At 73.2% G+C, this 11,751-nt stretch carries 7 protein-coding genes and 1 pseudogene; 1 reads left to right on the top strand and 7 read right to left on the bottom strand.

The window, feature by feature from the left end:
- Positions 1–44: 44 nt before the first annotated feature.
- From ACWF79_RS21725 to ACWF79_RS21700, 6 genes are all read right to left on the bottom strand, one after another.
- Positions 45–485: a phage tail protein gene (locus ACWF79_RS21725; RefSeq protein WP_453729758.1), complete on the bottom strand. Its 441-nt coding sequence runs from the start codon at positions 483–485 to the stop codon at positions 45–47.
- Positions 486–507: 22 nt separating this feature from the next.
- Positions 508–2,061, bottom strand: coding sequence for a phage tail sheath family protein (locus ACWF79_RS21720; RefSeq protein ID WP_453729757.1), 1,554 nt, complete (start codon positions 2,059–2,061; stop codon positions 508–510).
- A 124-nt stretch (positions 2,062–2,185) separates the two neighbouring features.
- Complete coding sequence (locus ACWF79_RS21715; protein ID WP_453729764.1) at positions 2,186–4,351, bottom strand: ATP-binding protein; 2,166 nt, start codon at positions 4,349–4,351, stop codon at positions 2,186–2,188.
- 187 nt (positions 4,352–4,538) lie between these two features.
- Positions 4,539–5,288 (bottom strand): DUF4255 domain-containing protein, encoded by a 750-nt coding sequence (locus tag ACWF79_RS21710; RefSeq protein WP_453729756.1) that lies wholly within the window; start codon positions 5,286–5,288, stop codon positions 4,539–4,541.
- Positions 5,285–8,467: a hypothetical protein gene (locus ACWF79_RS21705; RefSeq protein WP_453729755.1), complete on the bottom strand. Its 3,183-nt coding sequence runs from the start codon at positions 8,465–8,467 to the stop codon at positions 5,285–5,287. Before ACWF79_RS21705 ends, ACWF79_RS21710 begins: the two co-directional genes overlap by 4 nt.
- A gap of 312 nt (positions 8,468–8,779) precedes the next feature.
- Positions 8,780–9,424 carry a LuxR C-terminal-related transcriptional regulator gene (locus tag ACWF79_RS21700; RefSeq protein WP_453729754.1) on the bottom strand — a complete coding sequence of 215 codons (645 nt, stop codon included), beginning with the start codon at positions 9,422–9,424 and terminating at the stop codon, positions 8,780–8,782.
- A 192-nt stretch (positions 9,425–9,616) separates the two neighbouring features.
- Here ACWF79_RS21700 and ACWF79_RS21695 point away from each other — a divergent pair, with 192 nt between their 5' ends.
- Positions 9,617–10,966 (top strand): COG1470 family protein, encoded by a 1,350-nt coding sequence (locus ACWF79_RS21695; RefSeq protein WP_453729763.1) that lies wholly within the window; start codon positions 9,617–9,619, stop codon positions 10,964–10,966.
- A 471-nt stretch (positions 10,967–11,437) separates the two neighbouring features.
- Here the strand turns inward: ACWF79_RS21695 and ACWF79_RS21690 are convergent.
- Positions 11,438–11,632, bottom strand: a pseudogene (locus tag ACWF79_RS21690) (BTAD domain-containing putative transcriptional regulator); the annotation flags it as partial.
- Positions 11,633–11,751: the final 119 nt, after the last annotated feature.

The following is an 11,751-nucleotide window of genomic DNA, read 5'->3' as shown; positions in this document are numbered from 1 at the left end:
CTCGAGGAGTTCCTCCAGGTTGCCGGAGGTGACCGTCCTGCGCCTCATTCGATCACGATCTCCTCGAACGTGATGGTCACCGTCTCGGTGGCGGCGCTGGACTCGCCCGCCTTGAGCGAGGGGCCTTCCCACTTGCTCGCCCAGCCCTGCATCAGCTGGATGCGGCGGACGGTCTCGCCGGCGGCGTCCTTGACCTCGATCGTGAGGTTCTGCCGGGCCGAGTCGACCGCGCCGTTCTCCAGGGTCTCCTTGACCCACTTGGTGAACTCGGTGCTCTTGTCCATGCCCCGGGTGATCGTCACCTCACCGGCCTGGCGCGCGCCCGGCTGCTTGCGGATGAGCAGCTTGCCGTCAGGCGTCACCTGACGGACCTCGACCACGTCCTCCTCATAGGACAAGCCGCTGATCTCCTGGATCGACTCGACCATGTAGCCGCCCAGCTGGACGCCGAAGATGTGGGTGGAAAGAGCGTCGCCCTCTGCCATGACTGCTTGTCACCTTTTCCTGTTACTCGTTGACGAGGCTGGTGCTGTCGGAGAACTGGGACAGCCGGAAGATCACGAACTCGGCGGGCTTGACCGGTGCCACGCCGATCTCGCAGATCACCTGGCCGAGGTCGACCGACTCCGGCGGGTTGTTGTCGCGGTCGCACTTGACGTAGAACGCCTCCGCCGGCGTGCTCCCGAAGAGCGCGCCCCGGCGCCACTCCTCGCTGAGGAACGCGGTGACGTTCCGCCGGATGCTGGACCACAGCCGCTCGTCGTTCGGCTCGAAGACGACCCACTGGGTGCCCAGGAGGATGGACTCCTCCAGGTAGTTGAAGAGCCGGCGGACGTTGAGGTAGCGCCAGGCAGGGTCCGACGACAGGGTGCGGGCGCCCCAGATGCGGATGCCACGGCCGGGGAAGGCGCGTACGCAGTTCACGCCGATCGGGTTGAGCAGGTCCTGCTCGCCCTTGCTGAGGCGGATCTCCAGGTCGACGGCGCCGCGGATGACCTCGTTGGCGGGGGCCTTGTGGACACCGCGCTCACCGTCGCTGCGCGCCCAGACGCCCGCGACGTGGCCGCTGGGCGGGACGGTGGTGTTGCGGCCGGTGGCCGGGTCGAAGACCGAGATCCAGGGGTAGTACAGGGTGGCGTAGCGGGAGTCGTAGCCTGCCTCGTCCTGGCGCCAGGTACGGATCTTCTGCGCGTTCATGTTCGGCGGGGAGTCCAGGACCGCGACCCGGTCGCCCATCTGCTCGCAGTGGGAGATGACGGCGAGCTGGACGGTCCGGACGCCCTCGGCGTCGATCGCACCGCGCTGGTGGGCGCTCATCAGGTCCGGTACGGCGACCATGGTGATCTCGTCGATGGCCTCCAGGCCGGCGAAGCCGGTGCGGGCGGAGGAGTCGCCGACGTACTCGTTCGGGTCGACCCGTGCGACGCCGCCGCCCGGGGTCTGGGTGGCCGGGGCCGCGGCGGGGGCGGCCGCCAGCGTGAAGGTCTGCTTCTCGGGCCGGGTCTGGGCCACGCCGGGCTGCTCGGCGACCTCGACGAACTTCGACTCGCGCACCTGGTTGAGCAGGTAACCCTTGACGTTCTTACGGATGGAGGCGTCGTACGTCTCCACGACCTTGCCGCCCTGGCGGACCAGCAGCTTGAAGCGGTCCTCCGGCGGGTTCTCGCCGTCGGCGTCGGCGATCTCCACCGAGACCTCGGCTCCGGCGCCGGAGCGGGCCGAGACCAGGAAGCCGCCGATGGCGAGGGGCGCGGGTGCCTGGAGGGCGGGCTGTCCCGCGTCGTCCGCGTCGGCCGCCGGGCCGCCGACGCGGACGACGTACGCCGTACCGCCGCCGTTGGCGAAGTAGCCGTAGACGGAGTGGGCGAGGTAGGTGCCCTCCGTGAAGCCGCCGAACGTCTGGACGTACTGGTCCCAGTTGGTCACCAGCGTCGGGCGGTGGAACGGGCCCTGCTCCGCGAAACCGACGAAGGCGGCAACCGCGGTGCCCACACCTTCGATCGGCCGCGCACCGGACTGCACCTCCTCCACGTACACGCCCGGGGTGAGGTACGACGGCATACTCGCTCCTTCAAGTGGCCACTGAGGTCACCACCGAGTCTCACCGGCGTGATGTGCCTGGTCATAGGTCCGGAGGTCCCCGCCGCAGGGCAACAGCGCTGCCTGAACGGGCAGGCGGAATGCCTCAGTCGATCAACGTGGCCCGGTCGCTGTTCAGCCAGGGACCGAACTCGCTCTCCAGGACCAGGCGACCGAGCTTGCGGTACTCCTGCAGCACGGCGGTGACGACCTGCGCCATCCCGAGCGGCCGGCCCGCCTCCGCGGCGAGGTAGGCCGCCGTCACCGCGCAGGCTCGGATCGAACCGCCCGCGAGCTCGAAGCGGTCCGCGCAGAACGCCAGGTCGAGGCCGTCGTCGCGGGGCATCTCGGGGCCCAGGCAGCGGTCCCAGAGCGCCAGCCGCTGGGGGGCGTCGGGCATGGGGAAGTCGGCGATCACGTCGATGCGACGGGTGAACGCCTCGTCGAGGTTGGCCCGGAGGTTGGTCGTGAGGACGGCGATCCCGTCGAAGGACTCCATCCGCTGGAGCAGGTACGCCGACTCGATGTTGGCGTTGCGGTCGTGCGCGTCCTTCACCTCGGAGCGCTTGCCGAAGATCGCGTCCGCCTCGTCGAAGAGCAGGACGCCGTTGACCTCGGACGCCTCGACGAAGATCCGTTCCAGGTTCTTCTCCGTCTCGCCGATGTACTTGTCGACGACCGTGGAGAGGTCCACCACGTAGAGTTCCATGCCCAGTTCGGCGGCGACGACCTCCGCCGACATCGTCTTGCCCGTGCCGGACTCGCCGGCGAACAGGGCGATCACGCCGCGTCCGCGTCCGCCGCCGGGGCGCATCCGCCACTGCCCGAGGACCTGGTCGCGGTGGCGGGCGCGCAGGGCGAGTTCGCCGAGCTGGCGGCGGGTGGGCGGGGGCAGCACGAGGTCGTCCCAGCCGACGCCGGGTTCGATGCGGCGGGCGAGGCGTTCGAGACCGGCGCCGTTCTGTCCGCGGACGGCGGCCCGCAGGTCCTGCGGGCCGACGGGGCGGCGCTCGGAGGCGGCCGCGCGGACGGCGACCGTGGCGGCCTTGCGCACCTGCCCGGCGTCGAGACGGTACGAGACCACGGCGGGGCCGAGTTCGTCGTCCCCGGGTACGTCGACGGGCGCCTGGACGGTCTTCGCGGCTTCCGTCAGCGCCTGGCGCCACTGGGCGACCCGGCGGGCAGTGGTCGGCGGGCCGACGGTGAAGGGGACCGGGCTCTGGTGGGACCACAGGGGGTCCCAGTTCTTGGACCCGTAGGTGATCAGCGGGACGCCGGTCGCGTGAGCGGTCGCGGTGGCATCCGTGGCGCCGGTCGCGGCGGCGCCCGTCGCGGCGGCGCACAGCTCGCGCAACCACCGTGCACGTTCAGGTCGTTCCGGTTCGAGGGCCTCGATCGGGCCGACGACGAGGCCGCCGCCGCACAGGCGGGCCTCGGTCGCGAGGAGGTGCGGCAGCAGCCGGGCGGCCTCGGGGTCGGTGGTGAGGGCCGCGACGTCCAGGACGAGGGGCCGTCGGCCCGCCGCCGTGAGCGCCTCGACCGCGACGCGGGCGGCGTCGCCGCCCCTGGCCCGCACGTGGACCGGGCCGCGGCCGGTGACGGCGGCCCGTGCGACGCGCAGCACGGTGTCCTCGTACGGTCCCGGGCCGCCAGGTCCCGTGTCGAGGAGACCGGCCAGCCGGGCGTCCGGCTCGTCGTCGCCGAGCAGATGGGCGGCGACCCGGTCGGGGATCCGGAGCGTCCGGGAGAGGAACGGGCGGTCGGGCTCCGTGATCTCCAGGAGCCCGCCCCCGACGAGGGGCGCGGTGGTGGAGAGGCGGAACCGTCCCGGGCCCGCGACGGGCAGCCCGCACAGGTCGAGGGCGAGTCCGATCGTCGGGCGCCGCCGGGTGAGGTCGTCGTTGAGGTAGCCGTACAGCGCCTCGAAGCGGGCGTCGACGTCGGGGGCGAGGGCGACGAGGAGCAACTCCTCGTCCACCGGCAGGAGTCCGAAGTTCTCCGCGAGGCGGTGCAGCCGGGATCCGGGGGCGGCCGCGGCGCCGTCGACAGGGGCGCCTGCTCCGGGGCGGAAGGCGGCCGGGGCGCGCAGGATCCGCTCGGCCCCTTCCGGGGTGAGGTACTGGCCCCGGTACGGGTCGTCAGGGGTGGGGTCGGTCGCGTGGCGCGCCGTCACCGCGTCACGCACCCGCAGTTCGACCCGCGCCAGCCGCTCCCAGAGGTGCGTGAGCCCGACGGGGTCGGCGGCCACGTCCGAGTCCGCGTACCGGGCCACGTCCGCGTACCCGGCCGCGTCAGCCGCCACGTCCGCGTCCGAGTCCGCGTCCCCGTACTCAGCCACGTCCCCACTCACCCGCGCATCCCCGTTCACGCGTGCGTCCACGTCCACGCCTGCGTCAACGTCCGCGTCCAACACGTCCCCGTCCACCTCTGCGTCCTCGTACGTCCTACGTCGTCCTGGATCACCGCACGGGTCCTCGGCGGCGGCGGCCCGCGTCGGGCCCGGGTCGGTCGGTCGTGGCGCCGCGCTCGGGCCGCTCGCCCGGGTCGGGCCTGTCGCGCCGGGCCGCGAAGCCCTGCGCGCCAGGGTCGTTGACGCCGTCGTAGCGCAGCTGCCGGTCGGGTTCCGTCTGCGTGCCGTCCGCCATTCCGGCGGTCCGTACGACCAGTCCGTCGGTGACCGGCGGCGCGGCGGCGACGCGCTCGCCGGCCATCGGCGCCAGGACCCTCAGGTCGATCGAGGCCTTGAGCTCGCCGCCGAGGGCGGACCACACGTCGCCGGCGGAGCGCCCCTGCTGGGCGCCGCCCGCCACTTCGATGGGCACGGCGAGGCCCATCTCGACCAGCGTCCCGGTGTGCATCCGGCGGGGCAGCACGTCCGTGCGGGCCAGGCACCGGAGCACCTCGGAGAGCAGCCGGTGCTCGTCCTGCGGCCGGTTGGTCCAGGCGGTGACCAGATACGTGAGGTCGAACCACCGGGGCGGGGTGCGTCGGGCCACGGTCATGCCGTGCTCGTCGTACTCGTCCACCGTGCCGGTCCGCCGCCTGCCGACGTCCTCCCGGATGTCGTAGAGGAAGACGCTGATCGTCGGGGCGTTGCGGCGCGCCGCCCACTCCCGGGTGGGCGGGTCGAAGACCAGGTCGACCCCGCTCTGGGTGAGGCCGGACTCGGTGAGCAGCAGGCGTACCCCTTCGTCGATCTCGTGGATCACCGGCGCGCCACCTCGTCGGGCGGCGCGACGTTGCCCGTGACCACCAGGAAGGGCGTGGTGACCGGGGAGAACCCGGCGCCCTTGGCGGTGATGACGCGCGGCCCCGTCTGGTCCTTGGCGAGGATCAGCAGCTGGGCGATGAACGTCCCGTCGGCCTTGGGCAGGGTGGGTACGGCCGCCGCGGTGATGCCCGGCTTCCAGGTGAGGGTCACCGGCGTACCGGGCGGGAAGTCCTTGCCGCGGACGGAGGTCACGAAGCCTGGCTTGCCGACGGCCGGTACGGCGATGATCTTGGGCTGGAGGATCCGGATCCGCTGGCGGGCGGTGTTGTCGGACGGATCGGCGTCCGTGCCGGAAGTGGTGAGCCGGCCGGTGGCGGTGGTCGTCAGGGCCTTGTTCGGGGACAGGACGATCGTGACGACGGTGGAGGCGCCGGGGGCGAGGTCGCCGAGGGCGCACACGCCGTTGACGCATCCGGCGGGGGCCTTCCCGGCCGGGATGCCGGGCGGCAGGCCGAGCCGCAGGGACAGGCCGGTGGCCAGCGCCTCACGGCCGTTGCGGACGGTGTACGTGAGGACCACGCGGCCGCCGACGTATCCCGGTTCGGGCTGGGCGGTGAGGGTCAGCGCGGGGCCGGCCTTCGGCGCGGGCGGCGTCGGGGTGGGCTTCGGCGGGGTCGGGGTCGGCGGAGGAGTCGGAAGGGGCGGCGTCGGGGTCGGTGTCGGGGGCGGCGGGGCGTCCTCGACGGGGACGAGGGTCCGGGTGGCGTTGTCGGCGGGGCTGCGGTCGATCACGGCGCCCGTGACGGACCAGTCGAGGGTCTGCTCGCCGGGGGTCACGCCGGTCAGCCGCACGGTGACGGTGACGCTCTCCCCGGGGTCGAGGACGCCGAGCTCGCACTGCGGGGAGCCGGCCTCGCACCGGCCCTTGGAGGGGGTCAGGCCGTCGAGGCGTACACCGGGGGGAACGGCCGCGGTGAAGGTGGTGCCGGGGGCGGCGGACGGGCCCTGGTTGGTGACGGTCACGGTCACCTCACCGCTCTCGCCCTCCGTGATCGGGTCGGCGGTGGGCGGTGCGGTGATCGTCAGGTTCACCGACTGCTGGTACGCGGGCTCCTTCTGACGGCCCGGCAGGGCGGTGGTCAGGGAGGTGACCGCGCCGGTCGCCACCTCGACGGTGGAGAGGGACTCCGGCGAGTTGGCCGCCAGGGCCCGGCGGGAGCTGAAGACGAGCCGGCTCGCGTCCGGGGACCAGGCCACGTCGCGGGACTGGAAGGGGCCCGTGGCGGAGGTGTCGGGGACCTCGCGTCGGCAGGCGTCCGGGTCGCCGCCGCGGCCCGTCGGCAGGAGGACCTGGCAGGTGCCGTCGGTCAGGTCGGTCAGGAGCACGCTGTTGCGCTCGTTGACGCGGCCGCCGCCGTCCTTGCGGTTGAAGGCGAGGCGCTTGCCGTCGGGTGAGAACGCGGGGCTGTCGTCGATCACCTGGCAGCTGCCCGGGCAGAGTTCGGCGCTGAGGTTCCGCTGCCGGTCGAGGGCGTTCACGGGCACGGTCCACACGTGCTTGTTGCCGCCCACGCCGTCGATGACGTGGCTGCGGGTGAAGGCGAGCGTCGTGCCGTCGGAGGACCAGGTGGGCTGGGCGTCGCCGCCGTACCGGCCCTCGGGCGGGCGCACCTCGCCGACGAGGGCGCCGGTGGTGGCGTCCGCGATGAGGATGCGGCCGGGACCGGACGCGCTGCCGACGCCGCCGGGCGAGGTGCGGGTGAAGGCGAGGAGCTTGCCGTCGGGCGAGAAGGTGGGATCGGTGTCCCAGTCCTTGGCTCCGCGTCCGGCGAGCGGCATGAGGGTGGGGTTCGCCCCGTCGGCACCGGTCAGCGAGATCTGCTCGATCCGCCCGGTCTCGGGGTCGCCCTGGAAGCGGGTGACGACGATCCGCCGGCCGTCGGGGGTGTAGTTCTGCCGCTCGGTCCACGGGTCGTAGCCCTTGGCCGGGTTGAAGAGCGGGTCGGCCGCCGGGTCGGTGGTGGTGCGGGCGGCCGGGTCCTCCCGAAGGATCTTGACGCCGAGGTCGCGCGGGTCGGAGCCGTCCGGCCGGATGTCCTGGAGGTGGGCGTGGTTCCGGGCCTGGGGGGTGGTGCGGGTGACGACGACGGAGCCGCCGTTCTGCGGGCCGAGCCAGGTCGGGGAGTCGACGAGGCGGTCCTCGTAGAGGACGACCGAGGCGGTGACCGTGGAGTGGGCGACGGCGCGGTAGACGGTGTCGTACGGGTTGGTGCAGCCGCAGGGCCCGTTGATGCTGAGGAAGAGAATGGTGTCCCCGTCGGGCTGCCAGGCGGCGGCCCGGGTGTTCCAGCCGGCCTGTTCGCCCGAGAGGAGCGGGCCGTCGGCGCCCTGGCCGGAGGTCACCCGTAGCCGGGGCCCGCTCTCCGCGCCGCCGGGCGCCAGAGTCAGGGTGTAGGCGACGAGGTCGCGGTTGACGGTGTCGTCGACGGGGTTCCACGCGGGGTCGTCGGCGTCACCGGCCGGGCCGTCGCTGATCCGGGTCGCCACCCCGCCGTCCAGCTGGCGGCGGAAGATCTGCCGGCCGCGCAGGGGGTCGGCGTCGCTCGCGTACGCGATCCTGGTGCCCTCCGGCGAGACGGTGGGCGCGGTCTCGTTCGCGAGGGTGTCGGTGAGACGGCGCTCCGCGGTCCCGTCGGTGCCCACGATCCACAGGTCGCGCTGGGTCCCGCCGAGACCGGGCTCGGCCGAGTCGAAGACCACGAACCGCCCGTCCGGGGTGAGTTCGGGGTTGGCCGCGTCGCGGCCGGAGGTCAGCCGGTGGATGCCGCCGGCGGCGTCCCGCAGGTACACCTGGGGACGCACGCCGTCGCGCAGACTGGTGAAGACGACCTGGTCCCCGCGTGCGGAGGCCTCGGTGTCGTAGTGGGCGGGGCCGCGACCGAGCAGTGGTTCGCTGGTGGCCGGCGCGGTCCCGGTGACCCGCCCCATCGAGCGGTGCTCGGTGCCCGCGTAGGCGATGCGGCCGATGTCGTCCGCGGCCGCCGCCGCGCGGGCGGGCGCGGCGGCGGGGGTGGCTGCCCGCGGTGAACTCACCGCGAGCAGGGGCACCACCACCGCCACGGCGACGGCCAGTCTGCCAAGGCGGCTAGGGCCCGCCGGGCCTGGGGTGCCGGTCACGTCCACCTCGCAGTCAGAGAACAGATCACCGTGGACGAGCGTCACAGGCACCGGCGGGCGGCGACAGGCCGCGAGTACCCGCACCGGGGGAAGCGTCCGCTGCTCTTTCGGGCACTCGCGGGCGACCGGCACACCCGCGAGTCCGGCCACCGGTGTGCGTCCGGGCCCTCGCGGGCGTCCGGCCGAGGTACGTCAGGGCACCCGCCGGCGTCCGACCAGGGCCTGGGGACTGCGCGGGCGTCCGACCTGGGCCGTGGGGCTGCGCGGGCGTCCGACCAGGGTGAGTCCGGGCACTCACAGGGTTCCGGGCGTTCATATGAGCCCGTGCCGCAGCGCGTAGCCCACCGCGTGGGCGCGGTTGCGCAGTTGGAGCCGGGTGGTGACCTCGTGCAGCACGTTCTTGACGGTGCGTTCGGAGTACGAGGTCTTCTGGGCGATCTCCACGGTGTCGAAGCCCTCGGACACGAGCCGGAGCATGTCGGCCTCACGCGTCGTCAGGGTGGAGAGGGTGAGCCCCCGCGGGTCCAGCACCGTCCGCTGCAGGCTGCTGACATGGGCGAGCAGCTTGCCGAGCAGGTCGCCGGGGAGCACGCCCTCGCCCTTGGCGAGCGCCGTGACCAGGTGGACGAGCCGGTCCTGGTCGGCCTCCGCGCGGCGCAGCACGGCGGCGACCGAGCACTCGATCATCGTCTGGAGGGCGCCGGCCTCGAACCGTCCCACGACGAGCCCGGTGCTCGTCGAGGTGTTGCGCTGGAGGCGGCGCAGGAGTTGCACGGTGGAGTCGTCGACCGTGTCCACCACGACCAGGGTGGCCCTGGCCTTGTCGGCGTCCGCCTCGGGCAGCAGCTCCACCTCGGGGCGCCGCCGCAGTTGTTCGATGATTCCCGCCTGCAGGATCAGGTCCTCGGCATAGACCGAGACCGTCACCCTGGCATCGCAATGGTCGTTGTTCGTCATGGGTCCCACCCGTTTCTCGTCGTCCGCCGGCCGGAAGGTGTTCGGCCGGCGGGTGGTTCAGTTCTGGCGCCCGGCTGTGCGCCGTTGGTCCTTCGGGGCACGCGCGCTGCCCGGTCGTTGGCCCTCGCGCCCCTGGAGAAGGGCTCGGTCGCGGCCTAGGTTCCCGGCGTGACCACTTCTGCCGAACTCGAAATGCCGACCGTGACGGTCTCGCCCGGCGGCGAGGCGACGACCACCCTGAACGTCCGCAACGACAGCGACATCGTCGAGGCGTACACGCTCACGGTGGTCGGTGACTGCGCCGCGTGGAGCACCGTCGAACCGGCACGCGTCTCGCTGTACCCCGGCACCTCGGAGACGGTGACGGTACGGCTCGCGCCGCCCCGCTCCCCCGAGGTCCGCGCCGGGGAGAAGCCGCTCGGTGTGCGCGTCCTGCCCGTGGAACACCCGGAGAACGTGGTGGTCCCTGAGACCACGGTGCGCGTGCAGGCGTTCCACGAGGTCCGTCAGGAGCTGGCGCCCCGCCGGCGGCGCGGCTGGCTCGGCGCCCGCTACCGGGTCGCCCTGCGCAACCAGGGGAACACCCCGGTCTCGCTCGCGCTCGCCGGCCGGCAGGCCGGGGAGGAGCTGACCCTGCGCACCACGCCGCAGCGGCGGCGTCTCGAACCCGGTGAGTCCGCCGAGGTCGCGCTGAAGGCGCGGGTCCGCTCGCTGATCTGGTTCGGCGAGCCGGTGAGCCACCCCTTCGAGATCGAGGTCGGCGACGCCCCCGACGCGGAGACCGGAGCCGACGGATCGGACGGTACGGACGGCGACTCGCCGAAGAGTGACCGGGAGCCGCCCGCCGCGCGGTCGGACGTACCGCCCGGGCCGCCGGCCGCTCCCGGCGTCGTCGAGGGCGAGTTCGTCCAGCTGCCGATCCTGCCGAAGTGGCTGCTGATCCTGCTCGCCATCCTCATGGCCCTGCTGGTCGCCTGGTTCGCGCTGGTCCGGCCGGCGGTGCGCAGCGCCGCCAAGGAGGCCGCCACCACCGCGCAGCGGGAGGAGGCCGCGAAGCAGGAGAAGGCGAAGGCGGACGAGCAGGCCAAGGCCAAGCCCAGCGCCAAGCCCGGGGGCCGGCAGGAGGGTTCCGGCGGGCAGGGCGACGGCGGGAGCGGTACGGGACCGGCCGGCACCGGACGGGGTCAGCAGAGCTCGGCCACGATCGACGTCCAGACGGGCGCCGGCGGGAAGAAGGTGGGGACGTACCAGGTGCCCCCGGGCAAGGTGTTCGGGATCACCGACATGGTCGCGGCGAACTTCCAGGGCGACGAGGGTGTCATCACCATCTCGTTCGGAGAGCGGAAGATCACCACGATCGCGCTGGAGACGTTCCGCAATCAGGACTACCACTGGGTCACCCCCATCGACATCCCGGAGAACTCGACTGTCACCGCGGAGGTGACCTGCGCCAAGCCGGGCACACCGGCCACCGGACAGCAGGCCTCCGGCTGTCACGAAGTGCTGAACGTCAGCGGTGTGCTCCGCGACCTCCGGCCGTAGAAACGGAATGCGGGGAAGTGTTCTCCGACGATGCGGCGACGGGAAGAGCGCGATCACCGGGTCGACCGGAAACGATCGTCCACGCCGCTCCTCGGGCAAGCGCGTCGGACGGCGCCGTGGCTCGGTTCCTTCGCCGGCCACGGTGCGGTCCTCCGGCTTTCCTGACTGGTTCGGGGCAGCAGCGTAGGCAGGGCTCAGTGCCGAAAAAGTGACGTCGCCTTGATGCCTCGTCCGCGGCCGCCGACCACGTGGTCGGCGTACGTCCGTGTCCGCGTCCCCCAGCAGGGCTCGGGAGAGGTCCAGTTCGGATCTTCGGCCGACTAAGGTCGCGAGGTCGGTGGTCAGTTGGGCGGGCAGGAGGTGGGGGGCCGCGGCCCGCCCGGGTCGCTCCCCCGCAGCGTGCGCGGCGGGGCGCTCGGCCACCCCGGCGGCGTGCGCCACCGCGGGGACCGGCTGGCGTAAGACCCGCTCGTGTGCCTTGCGCAGCTCCGGCCCCGGGGCGACGCCGAGCTCGCTCTCCAACCGTGCCCGCACCGACTCGTGGACGGCCAGGGCGGCGTCGGCGGCCTCCTTCACGGCGGCCAGGTACTCGTGGTTGAGCGCGGTGAACAGCGGATGCGCGGCGACCCTCGTGGCCAGGCCGGTACCGGCGAGGCCGCCCCGCATCCCGAGCGCGCCGACGAGGGGGTCCACGCCGTTCGCGCCCTCGCCCACGTCGACCGCGCTGCCCGGCGGCTCCTCCCACAGCGCGTCGATCACTTCCTGCGGGGTGACGAGCTGCCCCG

This window comes from Streptomyces sp. NPDC054975 (assembly GCF_053609105.1).
Note: the sequence above shows the minus strand (reverse complement) of the source record. Positions and strands in the feature narration are given on the sequence as shown.